13 protein-coding genes and 2 pseudogenes are annotated in these 19,550 nt (G+C 45.3%); 4 read left to right on the top strand and 11 right to left on the bottom strand.

Features of this window, described 5'->3' with window-relative positions:
* Nucleotides 1-167 precede the first annotated feature (167 nt).
* The 6 genes from fis to aroQ all read right to left on the bottom strand — a co-directional run bounded on the left by fis (nt 168) and on the right by aroQ (nt 4,980).
* Nucleotides 168-464, bottom strand: a complete 297-nt coding sequence (fis, locus tag P4S58_RS14140; protein WP_000462885.1) for a DNA-binding transcriptional regulator Fis — start codon at nt 462-464, stop codon at nt 168-170.
* Between the two features lie 23 nt (nt 465-487).
* Nucleotides 488-1,456: a tRNA dihydrouridine synthase DusB gene (dusB, locus tag P4S58_RS14135; RefSeq protein WP_180980130.1), complete on the bottom strand. Its 969-nt coding sequence runs from the start codon at nt 1,454-1,456 to the stop codon at nt 488-490.
* 139 nt (nt 1,457-1,595) lie between these two features.
* Nucleotides 1,596-2,483: a 50S ribosomal protein L11 methyltransferase gene (gene prmA / locus P4S58_RS14130; RefSeq protein WP_337164315.1), complete on the bottom strand. Its 888-nt coding sequence runs from the start codon at nt 2,481-2,483 to the stop codon at nt 1,596-1,598.
* Nucleotides 2,484-2,646: 163 nt separating this feature from the next.
* Nucleotides 2,647-3,996 carry an acetyl-CoA carboxylase biotin carboxylase subunit gene (gene accC, locus P4S58_RS14125; protein ID WP_102955091.1) on the bottom strand — a complete coding sequence of 450 codons (1,350 nt, stop codon included), beginning with the start codon at nt 3,994-3,996 and terminating at the stop codon, nt 2,647-2,649.
* A gap of 14 nt (nt 3,997-4,010) precedes the next feature.
* Nucleotides 4,011-4,469, bottom strand: a complete 459-nt coding sequence (accB, locus tag P4S58_RS14120; protein ID WP_102955090.1) for an acetyl-CoA carboxylase biotin carboxyl carrier protein — start codon at nt 4,467-4,469, stop codon at nt 4,011-4,013.
* A gap of 61 nt (nt 4,470-4,530) precedes the next feature.
* The gene (aroQ, locus tag P4S58_RS14115) at nt 4,531-4,980 is read right to left on the bottom strand and encodes a type II 3-dehydroquinate dehydratase (protein ID WP_102962930.1); all 450 of its coding nucleotides are present in this window, start codon (nt 4,978-4,980) and stop codon (nt 4,531-4,533) included.
* Nucleotides 4,981-5,422: 442 nt separating this feature from the next.
* Between aroQ and P4S58_RS14110 the strand changes: the two genes are divergently transcribed.
* Complete coding sequence (locus tag P4S58_RS14110) at nt 5,423-6,223, top strand: hypothetical protein (protein WP_337164314.1); 801 nt, start codon at nt 5,423-5,425, stop codon at nt 6,221-6,223.
* 108 nt (nt 6,224-6,331) lie between these two features.
* Here P4S58_RS14110 and acs read toward each other — a convergent pair whose 3' ends face one another.
* From acs to P4S58_RS14095, 3 genes and pseudogenes are all read right to left on the bottom strand, one after another.
* On the bottom strand, nt 6,332-8,281 hold the full coding sequence (acs, locus tag P4S58_RS14105; protein ID WP_337164313.1) for an acetate--CoA ligase: 1,950 nt from the start codon (nt 8,279-8,281) through the stop codon (nt 6,332-6,334).
* A 208-nt stretch (nt 8,282-8,489) separates the two neighbouring features.
* Entirely contained in the window at nt 8,490-9,119 is a 630-nt protein-coding gene (locus P4S58_RS14100; protein ID WP_337164312.1) for a 3'-5' exonuclease, read from the bottom strand.
* 27 nt (nt 9,120-9,146) lie between these two features.
* A pseudogene (locus P4S58_RS14095) lies at nt 9,147-10,984 on the bottom strand (DUF294 nucleotidyltransferase-like domain-containing protein).
* Nucleotides 10,985-11,353: 369 nt separating this feature from the next.
* Between P4S58_RS14095 and P4S58_RS14090 the strand changes: the two are divergent.
* Entirely contained in the window at nt 11,354-12,544 is a 1,191-nt protein-coding gene (locus tag P4S58_RS14090) for a 3-phenylpropionate MFS transporter (protein WP_042489927.1), read from the top strand.
* 136 nt (nt 12,545-12,680) lie between these two features.
* Complete coding sequence (locus P4S58_RS14085) at nt 12,681-16,115, top strand: hybrid sensor histidine kinase/response regulator (protein WP_102986604.1); 3,435 nt, start codon at nt 12,681-12,683, stop codon at nt 16,113-16,115.
* Between the two features lie 63 nt (nt 16,116-16,178).
* Here P4S58_RS14085 and gppA read toward each other — a convergent pair whose 3' ends face one another.
* Nucleotides 16,179-17,675, bottom strand: a complete 1,497-nt coding sequence (gppA, locus tag P4S58_RS14080; RefSeq protein ID WP_102955082.1) for a guanosine-5'-triphosphate,3'-diphosphate diphosphatase — start codon at nt 17,673-17,675, stop codon at nt 16,179-16,181.
* Between the two features lie 7 nt (nt 17,676-17,682).
* Nucleotides 17,683-18,983 (bottom strand): annotated as a pseudogene (gene rhlB / locus P4S58_RS14075) (ATP-dependent RNA helicase RhlB).
* Between the two features lie 135 nt (nt 18,984-19,118).
* Here rhlB and trxA point away from each other — a divergent pair.
* On the top strand, nt 19,119-19,445 hold the full coding sequence (gene trxA / locus P4S58_RS14070; RefSeq protein WP_042489933.1) for a thioredoxin TrxA: 327 nt from the start codon (nt 19,119-19,121) through the stop codon (nt 19,443-19,445).
* Nucleotides 19,446-19,550: the final 105 nt, after the last annotated feature.

The following is a 19,550-nucleotide window of genomic DNA, read 5'->3' as shown; positions in this document are numbered from 1 at the left end:
GATAAAAAAGTGAAAACTGTTAGTGAGGTCTACAATAGTTAGTTGAAATTTGGCGTGAGTGTTGTAATGGAATTTGATGGCAGGACAAAGGATTTGATAATGAACCAATAAAAAAGCTCAACTATTTCTAGCTGAGCTTTTTAAATTCAATTAGTTAGCACTTTTTATTAGTTCATGCCGTATTTTTTAAGTTTCTTACGAAGAGTGCCGCGGTTGATACCCATCATAGTTGCTGCGCGAGTTTGGTTACCGCGAGTGTACTGCATGATCGTATCTAATAGTGGCTGTTCAACTTCCGCTAGAACTAACTCGTATAGTTCTGTTACTTCTTGGCCATTTAACTGAGCAAGATAGTTTTTAAGAGATGCTTTAACGGAATCACGTAGTGGCTTTTGCGTGATTTGGTCTTGTGAAGTTACTGTAGTTACTGTTAAAGCTTCTGAAGTCAGATTTTGTTCGAACATATTCGGTCTAGCTCTTCTCTTAATTATGATGCAACGTTATCAAAATAACCTTCAAGCGCTTCCAATTGCAGCGAGGCTGCCTCTATGGCGTTGAAGGTACGGCGAAACTCACTCGCTTCTTCATGTTCTTTTAAGTACCAACCCACGTGCTTACGCGCGATTCGTGGCCCTAAATACTCTCCATAGAAACCATGTAGAGCTGTCACATGACCAAGCATAATACTTTTCACTTCCTCAAGAGGAAGGTCGGGCATTGTGGTGCCGTTTTCCAAATAGTGTCGGATTTCCTGGAAAATCCACGGACGACCTTGGGCAGGACGTCCAATCATTAAAGCGTCAGCGCCTGTGTACTCAAGCACATATTTGGCTTTCTCCGGAGAATCGATATCACCGTTAGCGATAACCGGAATACTGATTGCCTCTTTCGCCGCTTTAATGCTGTCGTATTCGGCCTCACCTTTGTACATACAAGCTCGCGTTCTCCCGTGGAGTGCTAATGCCTGTATGCCGCAGTTTTCGGCTAATTGAGCGATGTAGACACAGTTTTTATTGTCTGTATCCCAGCCAGTACGGGTTTTGAGTGTCACTGGGACATTCACCGCATCTACCACCGTTTTTAAAATCTCTTCTATAAGATCAGGAAAACGAAGTAGTGCAGAGCCGGCTAGCTTCTTATTCACTTTTTTCGCTGGGCAGCCCATGTTGATGTCGATGATTTGCGCACCGTTTTCAACACTGAATTGAGCCGCATCAGCCATAAGCTGTGGATCACTTCCCGCAATTTGTACCGAACGAATGCCCGATTCGCCTTCATGTACCATACGGTTTTTTGATTTATCGGTATTCCACAGTGCAGGGTTGGAAGACATCATTTCACTGACGGCCATTCCTGCACCATATTGAAGACACAACTCACGAAAAGGTCTATCAGTGACACCTGCCATAGGAGCAACGATAAGATTGTTCTTAAGTTGATAATTTCCGATCTTCAAAACGTCTTCACAGCTTAGTACCAGCAAGGGCGCGCATTTTACGCATTTTTTTACTGCGTGAAAAGACTAATATTTGAGCATTTACAAATTGTTTTTGTAAATAGTCCAATTTTCAATCAATTAAGCAGATAACTTATCTTTAGCTTAATTTCTGTCCAGAGATTCTGCACCACTCATTGAGCTCCACAATAGGGTCAACACGCAGTTCATCTCGGTAGTAGTTGGCGACGTCTTCGGCTTGAGTATCTAGCACGCCAGACATTGCTAACAGACCATTTGGTTTCATAAGCCCTTTGATGACGCCAGAAAGTTCGCGTAGAGGGCCAGCAAGAATATTGGCGACAACCACATCAGCAACCAAACCTTTAGGTTGGTCTTGCGGCAGATAGACTTCGATTTGGTCTTCAACGCCGTTACGGCCAGCATTGTCTTTAGAAGCGAGTAGTGCCTGAGGATCGATATCGATGCCGATAACTTTTGCTGCGCCGAGTTTGATAGCTGCAATAGCTAGGATGCCAGAGCCACAACCGAAATCGATGACGGTTTTACCGCTTAAATCGAGGGACTCAAGCCATTCAAGACACAGTGCTGTGGTTGGGTGAGTACCCGTACCGAATGCAAGACCCGGATCGAGCATCACGTTGACAGCGCTTGGATCAGGAACATCACGCCAGCTTGGACAAATCCATAAGCGTTCACCGAACTTCATTGGGTGAAAGTTATCCATCCATTCACGTTCCCAGTCTTTATCTTCAATCTGTTCAACTTTATGTGCAAAGCCTTCAGGAAGAAGCTGGCTGTCGCGAATTTGGCTGATGATAAGCGCTGTATCAACTTCAGCGTCGTAGAGAGCTAATACGTCTGTATCACCCCATAAGCGAGTTTCACCCGGTAAAGGTTCGAATACAGGGGTATCTTTTGCATCTAGGAAAGTGACGGATAACGCGCCAGTCTCTTCCATTAGCATATCGCTAATTTGTTCGGCGTTTTCATTGGTCGCGTTAAGCTTAATTTGAATCCAAGGCATGTTATTGCTCTCTTCGTACTTTATGTTGGCGCAGAGTTTACTCTCGCACTGATGCTGCTGCAACTTTGTTCGTTAATGACGGCCATCACAAAAAAAGCCACAAAAGAAAAAATCACAGAAATAAAAATGCCCACCGAAGTGGGCATTTCTTTCAATTTGTCTATTAAGACTTATTCATACCCAGTTTTTTCTCTAGGTAGTGAATGTTCGCGCCACCATGTTGGAAGTTCTCATCCTTCATGATGTCTTGTTGTAGAGGTACGTTTGTCTTGATGCCTTCTACAATCATTTCGTTCAGCGCGTTACGCATACGTGCGATTGCTACATCACGGTTCTCACCGAAAGTGATCAGTTTACCGATCATTGAATCGTAGTACGGTGGAACTGTGTAACCAGAGTAAATGTGCGATTCCCAACGAACGCCCATACCACCCGGAGTGTGTAGACGAGTAATCTTACCTGGGCTTGGCAGGAAGCGTACTGGGTCTTCAGCATTGATACGACACTCAACTGCATGGCCGCGGATCTTGATGTCACTTTGAGTAAATGACAGAGGTTGACCAGCCGCAATACGAAGTTGCTCTTTAATCAAGTCTACGCCAGTTACCATTTCTGTTACTGGGTGTTCAACCTGAATACGCGTGTTCATTTCGATGAAGTAGAACTCACCATTTTCGTATAGGAATTCGAATGTACCAGCACCGCGGTAGCCGATTTCGATACATGCACGAGTACAACGTTCACCGATGTACTTACGCATCTCTTCAGTGATACCTGGAGCCGGAGCTTCTTCAACAACTTTCTGGTGACGACGCTGCATTGAACAGTCACGTTCACCTAAGTGGATTGCGCCACCTTGACCATCAGCAAGCACCTGAACTTCAACGTGGCGAGGGTTTTCTAGGAATTTTTCCATGTAAACCATGTCGTTGTTGAAGGCCGCTTTTGCTTCTGCACGAGTCATGCTGATCGCGTTAACGAGTTCTGCTTCAGAGCGAACAACACGCATACCACGACCGCCGCCGCCGCCAGACGCTTTAATGATGACTGGGTAACCAATGCGTTTAGCGTGAGCTTTGTTTTTCGCTTCGTCATTGTCCAAAGGACCGTCAGAACCCGGAACACAAGGTACGCCAGCTTTTTTCATTGAGTTGATTGCTGAAACTTTGTCACCCATTAGGCGAATGGTTTCTGCTCTAGGGCCAACGAAAATAAAGCCGCTTTTCTCTACTTGTTCAGCAAAGTCTGCGTTCTCAGATAGGAAGCCGTATCCTGGATGAATCGCAACAGCACCTGTCACTTCTGCAGCAGAAATGATGCGTGGAATGTTTAGGTAACTTTCCATGCTTGACGCTGGACCGATACAGATAGACTCATCTGCTAGCAATACATGTTTTAGATCGCGGTCTGCTGTTGAGTGAACAGCAACCGTTTTGATCCCTAATTCTTTACATGCGCGAAGAATACGAAGTGCAATTTCACCTCGGTTCGCGATGACTACTTTATCTAACATAGAAAAGGCCTCTATTATTCGATAACAACAAGTGGTTGGTCGAATTCAACAGGTTGACCGTCTTCAAGTAGGATCGCAGTAACAACACCAGATTTGTCTGATTCGATTTGGTTCATCATTTTCATCGCTTCAACGATACATAGAGTATCGCCAACAGACACTTTTTGACCCACTTCGATGAATGGTTTTGAATCTGGACTTGGAGAGCGGTAGAACGTACCAACCATTGGAGAAAGAACGCTATGACCTGCTGGCGCACTTGGCTCTGCTGATGCCGCTGGTGCTGCAGGAGCAGGTGCCGCGACTGGTGCAGGTGCAGCTACAGGAGCTGGTGCCGCATAGTGAATTGGTGCTGGCGCAGCAACACCGTGACGACTGATTCGTACCGACTCTTCGCCTTCTGAAATTTCTAATTCAGCGATGCCTGATTCTTCAACTAACTCGATTAGCTTCTTGATTTTACGAATATCCATTGTTTCTTTTCTCTTTTATCTTGTTGAGTAAGACAATCCGTTAGGACTGCAGAGTGTTTGGTTACTTTGCCTGCAGAGCTTTGATTGCTGCAGATAAAGCAAATTCATAACCTTGTGCGCCCAGACCACAAATTACTCCTTGTGCCTTATCGGACAAGTAAGAGTGATGGCGGAATGGCTCACGAGCATGCACGTTCGACAAATGCACTTCGATAAACGGAATGGCAACGCCGAGCAAAGCGTCACGAATAGCGACACTTGTGTGCGTAAATGCTGCTGGGTTGATAATAATGAAATCCACATTTCCATGAGCCTGATGAATAGCTTCTATCAACTCATATTCGCGATTAGATTGAAGATGTTCCAACTCAACGCCTGCTTTTTCTGCATTTTCACGCAACGTCGTGACAATGTGTTCTAAGGTGTTAGAACCATAATGTGTCGGCTCACGTAAACCTAAAAGGTTTAGGTTGGGGCCGTTTAGGACAAGAATGCGTGATTTGGCAGCCATTGTGTCGTTATCTTCCTCTAATGTGGAGCGAATCGGAGATTCTTGAGAATCTTCTCGTATTCGACACTATTTTTTGTCAAAAATTCGTAGAAATTTTCAAATTGACCAAGATTATAGCTAATTCACAGCAAATGGCAGCAAATTACTGGTCTTATCACTTTTATTTGGCTTTTAAGTATAGATGAAATGGAAGGAACAGCACACAGTAGGCCGATCCATAAGCCTTTCATTCTTTTATGAGCAAGCCAATATCAGATTTGTCTGAAAATTCAGAATATTGTTATTAATCTGATATTCAAGACTCAATCAGAAACTATAGTTTATGAATTCGGCTTTAAAAAGTGTTCTTACACTCAAGTCAGTGGTCTAGTAGAAGAGCGAATTTGATTGAAGGGGGCAGACTCCTGCATCAAGCATTTCTTCTCAATGAAGGTATTTAAAAATGAAAACAGCCCCATTTATATCGATAGCAACGTTAGTTTTCGCTAGTGCAGTGCAAGCAGCACCGAGCTCAGATATTAAAGATAATGAATCTAAGTTAGCCGATGACCCAACCAAGGTAGTAACCAAAGTGGGAGTGTCTTATGCGAATAACTATGATTTCGATGACTCAAACGTCTCTCTTTCCGGTTCATTAGCGTTTGATCCTGCGAGAAAGATTAATGTTCGACTTAATTCAGATGCGAGTGAATGGCGTGTGGGTGGCTCTTGGTTATTTCCAGTTGGTATCTTGAACTTTAACTTTGGTAAGAATGAATACACTAACGGAGCAACACAAACGAATTATAGTGTGGGTACCTTTATTCCTATGAGTTTATTTGGTATTGAACCTTTGGGTCTTCAGTTGTTCCCAATGGCGGGTTACACCTACAACGATGGTGAGTCTCCTCGTTGTGATGGTAACAGCGCTAGTGCATGTTCAGACGTAAACTTCGTGGGTACGCCAAGTGCTGAAAATGGCTTTTATATGGCTGACTCTGCAGGTAGTAGTGGCTATGTCGGTGCTTTTGGTTTGAAACCACTATCTCAAGAAGTGACATTAATGGGCTTTGCTGCGGGCACTTATGGTTCTGAAAACGATGAAGGTGAAAACTACAAAGGATACTTCCTTGGTGGTGGCGTTAGCTATCTGGCAAATAAGAACCACTCATTCAGCTTGATGAGTTTTCTGATGGACAACAACACTTACTTAGATGAAGCCGATAAACGTGTTATTGCGTCATATACCTACCAATTTAACTAATTGAGTGAAGTTGGCGAGACTAATATTGAGACAAATATTGATGTCGAGACAAAGAAAAGCCCCAATGAATTGGGGCTTTCTACTTTTAGACTTTTGCTATGTGGTTGGTTACACCAGTTCGGCTTTCTCTGCGATCAGTTTATCGACAACGCTTGGATCCGCTAGGGTAGAGGTATCACCCAAGTTTCCGGTATCGCCAGTTGCAATCTTACGTAGAATACGACGCATGATTTTACCTGAACGTGTTTTCGGTAGCGCATCTGTCCAGTGCAGCACATCTGGTGTTGCGATAGGGCCAATCTCTTTACGCACCCAGTCTTTCACTTCTTTGTGCAGTTCCGCCGTTGGATACACACCATCATTGAGCGTGATGTAAGCGTAAATTGCTTGGCCTTTAATGTCGTGAGGTACACCTACAACAGCTGCTTCAGCAATTTTCTCGAATGCGACTAGAGCCGATTCGATCTCAGCCGTACCCATGCGGTGACCGGATACGTTGAGTACGTCATCCACACGACCTGTGATCCAGTAATAACCGTCTTCATCACGGCGAGCACCGTCACCAGTAAAGTACATGCCTTTAAAGGTAGAGAAGTAGGTTTGCTCAAAACGTTCGTGGTCACCATACACGGTACGCATTTGACCCGGCCAAGAGTCAAGAATGACTAGGTTACCTTCAGCTGCACCGTCCACGATTTCACCCATGTTATCAACTAGCGCTGGTTGCACCCCGAAGAATGGACGAGTCGCTGAGCCCGGTTTCAAGTCTGTTGCGCCCGGAAGTGGCGTAATCAAAATACCGCCAGTTTCTGTCTGCCACCAAGTATCGACAATTGGAGACTTCTCATTACCGATGGTTTTGTAGTACCACTCCCAAGCTTCTGGGTTGATAGGTTCACCCACTGAGCCCATGATGCGAAGGCTATTACGATGAGTATCTTTTACCGCTTCATCGCCTTTTGCCATTAGAGCACGTATAGCCGTTGGTGCTGTGTAAAGGATATTGACTTGATGCTTGTCGACGACTTGGCTCATACGGTTTGTATCAGGGTAGTTTGGCACACCTTCAAACAGAATGGTTTTCGCTCCGTTCGCCAGCGGTCCGTAAATCAGATAAGTATGACCCGTAATCCAGCCCACATCGGCAGTACACCAGAAAGTTTCACCTGGTTGGTAGTCGAACACGTATTTAAACGTCATGGTCGCGTAAACAAGGTAGCCACCCGTGGTGTGCAGTACGCCTTTTGGTTTACCTGTTGAACCTGAGGTGTAAAGTATGAATAGAGGATCCTCCGCTTTCATCTCTTCAGGAGGACAGTCAGAGGATACTTTTGCGGTTGCTTCATGCCACCAAACATCGCGATGCTCATGCCATGCAACATCACCTCCAGTTCGTTTAAACACAATGACTTTGCTGATGTTTTTGATTTCAGGGTTAGTCAGTGCTTCGTCGACGTTTTTCTTCAGAGGAACTGCGCGGCCACCGCGAACACCTTCATCGGCAGTGATGACCAGTTTCGCGTTAGAGTCGATAATGCGGCCTGACAGAGCTTCTGGAGAGAAGCCGCCAAATACTACGGTATGAACGGCACCAATACGTGTACAAGCCAGCATTGCAATCGCTGCTTCTGGAACCATTGGCATGTATAGACACACCACATCGCCTTTGCGAACGCCTTGCTCTTTCATTGCGTTTGAGAAGCGACAAACTTGCTCATGCAATTGCTTAAAGGTAAGAGTCGTCTCTTCCTCTGGGTTGTCACCTTCCCAAATGATGGCAACGTCATCACCACGTTCAGCAAGATGGCGATCGATACAGTTAGCAGAAACGTTTAGTGTGCCATCTTCAAACCAGCGAATGTCGACGTGTCCTGTGTCGAAAGAAGTCTGTTTCACTTTAGTGAATGGCTTAATCCAATCCACAATCTTACCGTGTTCGCTCCAGAACCCTTCAGGATCGGAAACTGACTGCTGGTACATGGCTAGGTAAGTGTCATTATCCGCATGCGTGTGAGATTTAATATTTTCTTTTACCGGATAAATGTGGGCTTCACTCATTACAAATTCTCCTTGTGAATACGGCGATTACCTTGATGGCGTTTAAAACACCCAGCAAGGAATATCGTTATAGCTATAACTCTTAGTCACAAGGGGAAGTTTCACAATTAGACTTTAGGATAAATGCGGTTTGTTTAAGGCGGAATAAAACGGATTTTTGTTTGATTAGGCGTTTGTTTGAAAAGGGAAATGACCCACAAATCAGACTTTAGTGATAGGACGAGGTGAAAGTCGGTAAGTCTCCATGAGTTAGGCGTACATAAACCAAAGCGGCTGAGATGGCATCTTGCAGTGCATCGTGTTTGTCTTGTTGTGGCAGACCGAGATGTTTGCAAATAGCATCCAAACTCAAATCGATATAAGCGTTAGGCAGATGGCGCTCAAGTTTATCGTGATAAATCTGACTGACTTCAATCAGTTCGTTTGGCAGCGGAAAACCAAGCTGTTTACGACAAGCAATATCCAAGATCTTTTTGTCATAACGGATGTGATAGCCAACCAGAGGGCGGTTACCAATAAAGGCGATGAGTTGAATGAGCGCTTCTTTTTCTGAAATACCGTCAATTAAGTCTTGATGACGCATACGGTGAATACGGACTGAACTGGAATCAAGGGACTGCGGTGCCCTTAACCTCACTTCGAAAGGTTGACTAGTGATAATGCGATTATCAATAATTTTGGTTGCCGCGATGGTCACCAGTTCCGCTCTGTTTGGGTCTAGGCTGGTGGTCTCACAGTCGAGCGAGACATACTCATTGCCACTGCTTGGTTCAAACAGTGACTGATAATGAGATCCTTTAAGCTTATGGTGCCAATAGCGGCGACTTATCCAATTCATAGTACTGCCCGTTTATCTCTGATTTGCCTAGTCTCTTATTTGGTAATGATAGCCAAGCCACTGTTTAAACTTCTTCACGACATGCAGGCTATGTCTCAGCAAGTCTCGCTCAGTACGATCAAGCAAGTTAATGTCGATGTTATTGCTGCCTTTTACATCTGAACCCGGTGGATGAGTTAATTGCTGTGCGAGACGCAATTTGAAAAACTGCTTCAGCGCTTCGCTTAGGTTATCGCCAGTCTGTTTCTCTAGTACACGGCGATTTACCAGTTCACTGATTCGGTCGAAGGTGTTATTCACTTCAATCATGTGCTCTAAACTCAAGGCGCGAATGCCGTGAACGATAGGGAATATGCCACCTTGCTTGATATCCAAACCTGTTTTTGAATTCTTCACGTTACCGAACAAAGTGAGCGGAACGGAAAAATTCAGCGCCGGACGGGTAAATTCGGTAAGAATCAGTTCCTGATCGGCCATCAGGTGACTCAAATGTGACTTTATAGGAGCGAGCAAGGACTTATTACCTGCAATCGCATGAGCATCAGCCATGATGGCAATATCCATCACTTGTTCAGGCTTAGCGGCATTGACCCAACTGCTGAGCATTTTTTTCCACTGTGACTGGCTTTTAACCCATTTAGGGTTATTCACCATCACTTTGCCGGGACATAGAGGATAGCCAAGCTGCAACAAGGTGTGGGTCAGCTCCTGCATGACGTTTTCACATTGATGCCATTCCAACCCATCCTTGATAATTAAAGCGTTGTCCTGATCGGTCTTTAGTATTTGTTCTCCGCGTCCTTCCGACCCCAACACGATAAAACAACAGTGGTCATGCAACGCTGGTGGCACCACAAGTTCGAACGCTTTCTCAATAATTTGTTCGTTGACGGCAGCAATCAACTCCATGATAAATCGGGTGCGAACGCCTCGGCTGAGCAAGCTTTCGATCAACTCTATTTGTTTATTGGATGCTAAGGCCAGTTCTTCAACGCTGGAGGCTCGGGCTATTGCTAGTGTCAGTACATGCGAGTGGGTAGAGAAGGTACTGAGGATCTGTGTCATATCCAACATACCAATGGCATTGTTGCCATCGCACACCATCACGCGTTTGACTCGATTACGGGTCATCATCACCATGGCATTAAACAGAAAATCTCCTTCATCGACATGCATGACAGGGAATGTCGCTATTTTTCCTACTGGTGTATCAAGCGGATGGTTCTCCAACATCACAGCATGCAGCATATTGGTTCGGGTGACGATGGCATACGGATGATGAGTAGAGTCAATTAAGCGAATATCGGATTCAGCCAGTTCAACCAGTGCGGCATCGACACCGTTTTCTTTCATCTGCATAGTGACCGCTTTCAATGATTGTTCCGGAGTGACAATCATTGGAGGAGAGTAAATAGAGTTGTCGACCTTGGTCAGGATGAATTCAGCGATGTTTTTCTGTTGCTGTGCCGCCTCAATTAGCTCTTGTCTTTTGGCTAGGTTGTTATCGAAGTAAGCGGCAAATTGCCCATTTTCAGAATAGAGGGAAAGAAAGATTTCTCTTGGGATCAGGTAAGACAGCGTATCTTCTAACGCAATGTACTGGTGGCGGGTATGTTCTTCAAATAAGGCGCGCACATCGAACATGTCGTCGTTAGCGTAATGAGCGAATATTTCTTTTCCAGATGTGGAGCGTTCTTCTACCGTTCCCTTAATAAGGACGTGTAAATGGGTGCTGGTTTGACCGCTTTTTAGTAGGGGGCGCCTTGTCGGTAATAAGCCACATCTAATGAGGCGCGAAGTTTTTTCTGTTGATCAGAGGTTAAACGATCAAAGGGTGGAGATTGCATGTTGAATTTATCAGGCATATACCCTTCCTACTTGAAGCTGCCGCTACATTCGCTGCGTTCATTTGCCCCAATCACACTGAACTTTAATACAGGCAGATAGTTTATCTGCAATTAATTCTCTGTGTTCATGGGGGCTCATTCACTTTTTACTTTGCTGAAATGCTTATTGAATTGGGCATCACAAAAGTTCGTCAGTGAGAGGTATCTAGGGTAAGTGTGACAAATTTCCCTCAGCCCTCCAGACGACTTTGGTCTAATGACGCCATTTTTCACCTGATGAAAGTTGTGATAGGGGAAACAGTTCGTTTAACAAAGTTCCCTTTTTCGTGGACGTGACTCGTTGCATAATGGGCGCGTTTATTTTTCTCATGTTGTTTAGGATAACTAATGTTTAAGCCCTCTCCCTACGGATGGATCTCTCAATACTTTTTCGGTTTCTTCTTTGCTTACGGCGTATATCTACCGTTTTGGGCGCTATGGTTTGAAGGGCAGGGTGTGTCTGCCAGTGACATCGGTGTGTTAGTGGGGATTGGTTTTGCAACACGTTGTGTCGCAAACTTGGTTATTACACCTCGTATTCATAAAGTGGAACATCTTCTGCCAGCACTTCGCTGGGTGACATTCGCACTGATGTTATTTACCGCTTTTCACTTTTTCACTGGTGGTAGTTTTTGGCTACTAGCTTTGGCGACGGTTCTTTTCAATATGATGTGTGGCCCAGTATTACCGTTGTCGGATTCTGTTGCTAACCACTATGCCAAGCGCAATATGCTCGATTATGGACGCACTCGTCTCTGGGGCTCGATCGCCTTTATCGCAGGCTCTACTGTGGTGGGGTATCTGATTGTGCTTTATGGTTCAGACATGATCGTTTACACCGCACTGTTCGGCACACTTGTCACCTTGTTGATCAGTCTGCGCAATCCTAAGGTTATGCCTGTTACAGAAAGTCACGAACATAAAATTCGTCCTAAGCTAACGGAATTACTTCGTGAATGGCCAGTGATTAAGTTTTTGCTTTTGGTCGCTCTGATCCAAGGTAGCCATGCGGCGTATTACAGCTTTAGTTCTATCCACTGGCGTGCGGCCGGTCATTCAGAAGATATCATTGGTTACTTGTGGAGCTTAGGGGTTGTTTCCGAAATTCTGGTGTTTGCTATCAGCAAGCGAGTGTTTTCCAACTGGAATATCCGCACCCTGTTTATCATATCTGCGTTAGGGGTCATTGTACGCTGGGGGTTAACAGCATCAACAACGGCATTAGTGGCATTGGTGGCGATTCAATCCTTACATGGGGTGACTTTTGCTTTGGCTCATATCGCGACGATTAAATACATTCAGCACGCACCGCAACATAAAATGGTTGCACTTCAGGCGCTGTATAACGCGATCCCTCTTGGCGCAGTGATTGCAATGATGACGACGCTGAGCGGCTGGGGCTACGAAAGCTGGGGCGCAGGTGTGTTCTGGGGAATGGCGTTGATGGGCTTACTTGCTTTGTTTGTGAAAGTCGAATTACTTCAATCACAAGTTAACGATGTTTCAGTTCATAAAGCGGAGCCTGAAGCACAAAATTAACCCAATCAGATTGAGATAAAATCCCATACCTGTTTAATAAAGCTTCTCCTAAGCTATTGGAGAAGCTTTATTTCTTTATAAGCCGCACTGGCGGCTTTAGAACATTCAAAGATTTCACAGGGAATAGGGAAGTCGGATGCAGGGTTGGTTGGTGGTTCCAGTCTCACTCGCTTATTTAGGCGTGCTGTTTCTTATCGCATGGTATGGCGATCGTCAAACTCGTTGGTTGGCGAAATGGCGACCTTGGATATACAGCCTATCGATTGCGGTTTACTGCACCTCATGGACCTTTTATGGCACGGTGGGGCAAGCTAGTGAGAACCCGTGGTCATTTTTACCGATTTATATCGCCCCAATTATCGTCTTTACGTTTGGCTGGCGCATATTAGCTCGTCTGATCCTGATTGCGAAACGGGAACACATCACTTCAATTGCTGACTTTATTGCCGCACGTTATGGGAAATCGCAGGGCTTAGCGGTTGCCGTCACTCTGATTGCGGTTGCTGGCATACTGCCGTATATCGCGTTGCAGCTGCGCGGTATTACCATGGGACTGAATATCATTGCTCCTGATCTGGGTACGCATTTTGGTTATCAGGATGACAATGTTTCTTGGTTTGTGGTTCTGGCATTAGCGCTGTTTACCATGCTGTTTGGTACCCGCCATATTGATAATACCGAACACCACCGAGGCATGATGATGGCGATTGCTTTTGAATCGATCGTCAAGCTGGTTGCGTTTCTGGTCGTGGGAATGTTCATCCTCTATCTTGCATTACGAGAACAAGATGTCGCGTTGTTGGATGTGGCGCGAGAAACCTATCAGGCTCCGAACTGGCCAACGTTAATTATCCACACCGTTTTAACCATGATAGCCATCATCTGCTTGCCTCGTCAGTTCCATACCATGGTGGTAGAAAACGAGCGTGCGCAAGACCTGCACACTGCGCGTTGGCTTTTCCCTTCTTATTTGATTCTGATGGGAATATTCGTTCTGCCGATTGCATGGGTGGGGCAGAGTTTATTGAGCGGCACATCACCGGATACTTTTGTTATTAGTGTCCCTGTTGCTGTAGGTGCGAATGATATTGCTTTGCTGGCGTTCCTTGGTGGCACTTCCGCTGCTTCTGGAATGGTGATTGTCTCGACTATCGCATTAGCGATTATGGCGTCCAATGATCTGGTGATGCCTTTACTGCTGCGTCGCATGCGTTTGTCACAACGAAATCATCGTCACTTTTCAGGTCTTCTGGTCATTATTCGTCGCACTTTGATCTTGTTGTTATTGATGGGGGCGTGGGGATTCTATCTGGTTTTGGATACTATTCCTTCGCTGTCTGCAATTGGCTTTTTGTCTTTCTCTGCCATTACTCAGTTTGCTCCTGCACTCATTGGTGGCATGTACTGGCGAGAAGGAAACCGCAAAGGGGTTTATGTCGGTTTATTGGTGGGTTTCACCTTGTGGCTGATCACTCTGATGAGTGCAACCAATATGCTGGCGGGCGACCATGAAAGTAACGTGCTGTTGTGGGTGATCACGCCACCTCAGTTCCTTGGCAACATGGGGTTAGAAAATTCCGACTGGGGTATGTTGCTGAGCGTTACTCTGAACAGTATCTGCTATGTGGTGATTTCAATCGCGACACGCTCAAGTTTAAGTGAGCGATTACAGTCGGCATCTTTCGTTGGCACACCGTTGCCGGAAAACGAAAACATCAGTTTGTATCAAAGCCGTGTAACCGTCGCCGAGCTTGAAATGCTGGCATCGCGATTTGTTGGACGACAAAGAGTGCGCGCGGCATTTGGTCAGTATTGGGATCAGCAACGTGAAACGCTTATGCCCAATCAGCAAGCGCCAGCAACATTGATTCGTCATACGGAACGTGTACTTGCTGGTGTGTTTGGCGCTTCGTCTGCCAAGTTAGTGCTTACTTCTGCTTTGCAAGGTCGAAATATGCAGTTGGAAGAGGTGGCAACCATCGTTGATGAAGCCTCTGAACTTTATGACTTCACCCGCGGCTTGTTGCAAGGGGCGATAGAACATATTGGACAGGGCATTGCGGTAGTCGATAAACAACTTCGGCTGGTGGCTTGGAACCAACGCTATCTAGAACTGTTTGATTTTCCTCCGGGTCTGATACAAGTCGGAAGACCGATAGCCGATGTCATTCGTCATAATGCGCAACAAGGTTTGTGTGGGCCGGGCGATCCTGAAGAACATGTACGTCGTAGGGTCTATCACTTAGAGCAAGGGACTCGCCATACCTCTTCGCGTATTCGCCCTGATGGCCGAGTGATTGAAGTACAAGGAAACCCAATGCCCGGTGGTGGTTTCGTTATGAGCTTTACCGATATCACTGTGTTCCGAGATGCAGAGCGGACACTGAAAGAAGCGAATGAAAATCTTGAAGAAAGAGTACTAGAGCGGACTCGCGAGCTGGAAACACTGAACAAAAAACTCGTTTCCGCCACACAGCGTTCTGAGCAAGAATCTCAATCTAAATCGCGATTTTTAGCTGCGGTAAGTCACGATTTGATGCAGCCGCTTAATGCGGCAAGATTATTTGCATCTTCACTTTCGGAGGTTGCTCAGGAAGAAGAGTCGAAGCGTTTGTCTCGTCATATTGAAAGTGCGCTCAGTGCAGCTGAAGATTTGATTGGTGACTTACTCGATATTTCTCGTTTGGAGTCTGGAAAACTTGAAGTGCATTTGCAGAGCTTCAAGGTGAATGATGTGCTTTCCAACTTGAAAGCGGAATTCGAAGCGCTGGCACATCAACAAGGGGTCAATTTTAGCACGGTGTCTTCCTCGCTGTATGTTCACTCTGATCCTAAGCTGTTGCGTAGAGTTATTCAAAATTTCTTAACCAATGCTTTTCGCTACAACCCGAAAGGCAAGGTTGTATTAGGTGTAAGAAGAGTCGCTGGTAGGGTGCGTATCGATGTCTGGGACAACGGCATCGGTATAGAACAAGATAAACAACAAGAGATTTTCGAAGAATTTAACCGAGGCAGTCAAGTACGTTCAGACCAAGGTTTAGGATTAGGATTAGCGATTTCGAAAGGGATTGCGTTTGTGTTAGGCCATGAAATCTCAATGCGTTCTTGGCCGGATCAAGGCAGTGTGTTCTCGCTTACTTTGGATAAAGCTGAGCCACATGAGGTGGTTCCGCAAAAAGCAGCGGTATTGGAAGCGGTGCATGATTTGGCGCATTTGCGTGTGTTGTGTGTGGATAACGAACAAGACATTTTAGTGGGCATGCAGACCTTGTTGGAACGCTGGGGATGTGAGGTAAAAACGGCGCTAGACATCAAGCAGAGTATGAAGGCTCTTGATAACCAATGGATCCCTGATGTGATTTTCTCTGATTACCGCCTTGATAATGGACGTACCGGATTAGAAGTGCTTCAGCAGTGCCGATTGCGTCTAGGTGATTGCTTTGAAGGGGTGATCATCAGTGCCGACCGCAGTCCGGATATTCTGGATGGCATTAAATCTAACGGCTTTAGCTTTATGGCCAAACCCGTTAAACCGTTGAAGTTAAGAGCTCTATTGAATCGTATTGGATAAAAGATAGCCCTCATTTGAGGGCTTCTTAATATTTGAGCGTATTACGGTAAAGCTATTGTTCGTTTAGTCATTCGCTTGAATGTTCAACGGCCAACCCATATCTGTTTGACGGTTTGCTTCAAGTTCAAGTTCCGCGCGGGTTAATGGATTTGCTTGTAGCCACTGTTTGTCGATAGATAACGTCAATTCGTCATCTTCGGCAGTGAGAATTATATTCGGTTCTAACTCTACGCAGCGACGGTGACTCAGAAGTACAGCTAAACGTAATAGGCGTAATACTCGCTTACTGCTGGTTACGGACAACGCATGTTGTTCAGGCAAGCTTGTTAATTGTTCACGGTAGCGTCTTGTCAATTCAGCAAGTAAGTGCTTCTGTGCACGAGTGAACCCGGGTAAATCAAGATTCTGTAACAGGTAAGCGTTATGCTCACCGCCTTTTTTAAAATCGATAGAGAGACCAATTTCATGTAACTGCGCAGCAGTAAGCAGAAGCATCTCTGCTTGTGGTTCAGAAATCCAATCTTGCCCACCACACTGAGTAAGCAGTTTGCTGGCAAGATCAGAAACTTGCTGTGCGTAGCATTGGTCTATCTGATAGCGAATCTGGACACTGTGAATCGTGCGCGAACGAATGTCGTCTTGGCGCAAGTTATCCATCATGTCGTAGACCAGGCCTTCACGCAAAGCGCCGCCAGCTAGGGTCATAGATTCAATGTTCAACGATTCGAAAATAGCGATCAGAATCGATAAACCACTAGGGAAGACTAACGCCCTCTCTAGAGTTAGACCTTCAATTTCAAGCTCTTCAAGATGATCAGACTGCATTGCCTGCTTTTTGAGGCGATTTAACTTTGCCAAAGTGATGACTTCGTCCATCCCCTGAGCCAACATGATCTCTTGCAGAGCTTGAACAGTGCCGCTTGCTCCCACACACACATCCCAGCCTAACTGGGTATATTGTTCTAACACGGGAGCTAAGCGTTTTTTCGCTGCATCTATTGCGTTGTTAAAGTTGGTGCTGTTGAGCTGGCGGTCTTTAAAATGACGTTCAAGCCAAGTCACACATCCCATCTTTAAGCTGGTTAACGCTTTTGCTTCAAAGCCCTCACCGATAATCACTTCGGTACTGGCTCCGCCAATATCTACCACTAATCGACGCCCAACGCCTCCGGAGGTGTGAGCGACACCTTTATAGATAGTGGCAGCTTCTTCTTCACCTGAGATGACTTCAATCGAATGTCCTAGAATTTCATTCGCTTTCACTAGGAAATCATTGATGTTCGTCGCTGTACGCAATGTTGCAGTACCTACGATACGAATATTCTCGTGTGGGATGTCTTGTAAGCGTTCAGCAAACAAACTTAAACAATCCCAACCGCGTTGCATGGCTTCATGACTTAACGCGTTATTGTCATCTAAACCGGCGGCAAGACGCACTTTACGCTTAATCTTAGCCATGGTTTGAACGCTACCGTCGACGTGGCGCACTACCAGCATATGGAAGCTGTTAGAGCCTAAATCAATCGCGGCATATAACGGTGAAGAAACAGTTTGGCTCATAGATGAATTACGAATCCTTTGGCTTTTGTGGCGCGCGAGGGCGTCTTTGTGGCTTACGATTTCCGTTGCGAGAACCGCCTGTATTCGTGCGGCGCTGTGGTGACGATGAGCGTAACGTTAAAGGTTTCGGCAAATTCGTCAGTAGTGCGGATGGATCGTAATCAGACACAGGAATAGAGTGCCCAGTGTATTCTTCAATTGCAGTCAGGTTGATCGCATACTCTTCACATGCAAATGAAATTGAGTGACCACTTGCACCTGCACGACCAGTACGGCCAATACGGTGAACGTAATCTTCACAATCATCTGGTAGATCGTAGTTAAATACGTGTGTTACTTGTGGGATGTGTAGACCACGCGCTGCCACATCTGTAGCAACCAGAATATCTACTTCACCTTGAGTAAACTGTTCTAAAATGCGTTCACGTTTTTTCTGTGGAACATCACCTGTTAGTAAGCCTACACGATGACCATCGGCGGCAAGAGCCCCCCAGATGTTTTCACAACGGTGTTTAGTGTTTGCAAAAATAATGGCGCGATCCGGCCAATCTTCCTCAACCAAAGTTTGTAGAAGTGCCATTTTGTGTTCATTAGAAGGGTAGAACAACTCTTCTTTAATACGGTGACCTGTTTTCTGTTCAGGCTCTACCACCACGTGCTCTGGGTTGTGCATGTGTTCAAATGCCAATTCTTGAACGCGGTAAGATAAGGTCGCAGAGAACAGCATGTTCAAACGATCTTTCGGTTCAGGCATACGGCGGAATAAGAAACGGATGTCTTTAATGAAACCCAAATCAAACATACGGTCTGCTTCATCCAGAACCACAGCTTGAATGTTGTTCAAATTGAAAACGCGTTGCTTGTAGAAATCGATGATACGGCCTGTTGTGCCAATCAAGATATCCACGCCTTCTTGAAGTTTACCTAGCTGTTTATCGTAGCTTTCGCCACCATAAGCCAGTGCAGCTTTAAGACCGGTACTCGCCACAAGCGAGTCTGCATCATTAAAGATCTGAATCGCGAGTTCACGCGTCGGAGCCATAATAATTGCACGAGGCTGAGTGACTTTACGTCCTTCAATTTCGGGTGTTTTTAGCAAATGGTTAAAAGTCGCAGCGAGAAACGCGATGGTTTTACCAGTTCCCGTTTGGGCCTGGCCTGCAATGTCTTGGCCGGTGAGCAGTACCGGCAACGCCAACGCTTGGATAGGGGTACAGAATTCGAACCCTTTTTTTCCAATCCTTCAATTACTTGGGGATGTAAATCCAAGTCGGCGAATTTTTGCTCTGTGATATGTGTCTTTTTCATTGCTATAGAATATCAGCTTCCACTTGCAATACGGAAGTAAATACATTCCAATAGGGCATCTATTTACTGGTTAGTCGATAATCAGTCTAATGATTGTTAATAATCAGTGCAGAAAAAAGCACATTGGAGTGGAAGATGAGTGATAAAATTTTGCAGCTATCTGATGATGGTTTCGAGAACGATGTAATCAAAGCTGCAGGTCCTGTTCTAGTTGATTTTTGGGCAGAATGGTGTGGTCCTTGTAAGATGATTGCTCCTATTCTTGATGAAATCGCAGAAGAATACGAAGGTAAACTCACTATCGGTAAATTGAATATCGACCACAACGCAGGTACACCACCTAAGTTCGGTATTCGTGGTATTCCTACGCTATTGCTATTTAAAGATGGCAGCGTAGCAGCGACAAAGGTAGGCGCGCTGTCTAAAACTCAACTAAAAGAGTTCTTGGACGCAAACCTATAATTCGCCATAACTTTACCGTACATAGAAATATGTACGGTTTTGTTTTTGTAAAAAACAATTTCTAGACTAGGCTAATATTTAGTGCTAGTTTATCGCACGTAAATT

The sequence above is a fragment of the Vibrio sp. Hal054 genome (assembly GCF_037162405.1).
Taxonomy (GTDB): Bacteria; Pseudomonadota; Gammaproteobacteria; order Enterobacterales; family Vibrionaceae; genus Vibrio; species Vibrio diazotrophicus.
This window is presented reverse-complemented; position numbering and strand designations above follow the sequence as displayed.

Bases quoted from the DNA above. Each gene is read 5' to 3' on its own strand.
- fis (WP_000462885.1), bottom strand. From the start codon at position 464: ATGTTCGAACAAAATCTGACTTCAGAAGCTTTAACAGTAACTACAGTA.
- prmA (WP_337164315.1), bottom strand. From the start codon at position 2,483: ATGCCTTGGATTCAAATTAAGCTTAACGCGACCAATGAAAACGCCGAA.
- accC (WP_102955091.1), bottom strand. From the start codon at position 3,996: ATGTTAGATAAAGTAGTCATCGCGAACCGAGGTGAAATTGCACTTCGT.
- accB (WP_102955090.1), bottom strand. From the start codon at position 4,469: ATGGATATTCGTAAAATCAAGAAGCTAATCGAGTTAGTTGAAGAATCA.
- aroQ (WP_102962930.1), bottom strand. From the start codon at position 4,980: ATGGCTGCCAAATCACGCATTCTTGTCCTAAACGGCCCCAACCTAAAC.
- P4S58_RS14110 (WP_337164314.1), top strand. From the start codon at position 5,423: ATGAAAACAGCCCCATTTATATCGATAGCAACGTTAGTTTTCGCTAGT.
- acs (WP_337164313.1), bottom strand. From the start codon at position 8,281: ATGAGTGAAGCCCACATTTATCCGGTAAAAGAAAATATTAAATCTCAC.
- P4S58_RS14100 (WP_337164312.1), bottom strand. From the start codon at position 9,119: ATGAATTGGATAAGTCGCCGCTATTGGCACCATAAGCTTAAAGGATCT.
- P4S58_RS14090 (WP_042489927.1), top strand. From the start codon at position 11,354: ATGTTTAAGCCCTCTCCCTACGGATGGATCTCTCAATACTTTTTCGGT.
- P4S58_RS14085 (WP_102986604.1), top strand. From the start codon at position 12,681: ATGCAGGGTTGGTTGGTGGTTCCAGTCTCACTCGCTTATTTAGGCGTG.
- gppA (WP_102955082.1), bottom strand. From the start codon at position 17,675: ATGAGCCAAACTGTTTCTTCACCGTTATATGCCGCGATTGATTTAGGC.
- trxA (WP_042489933.1), top strand. From the start codon at position 19,119: ATGAGTGATAAAATTTTGCAGCTATCTGATGATGGTTTCGAGAACGAT.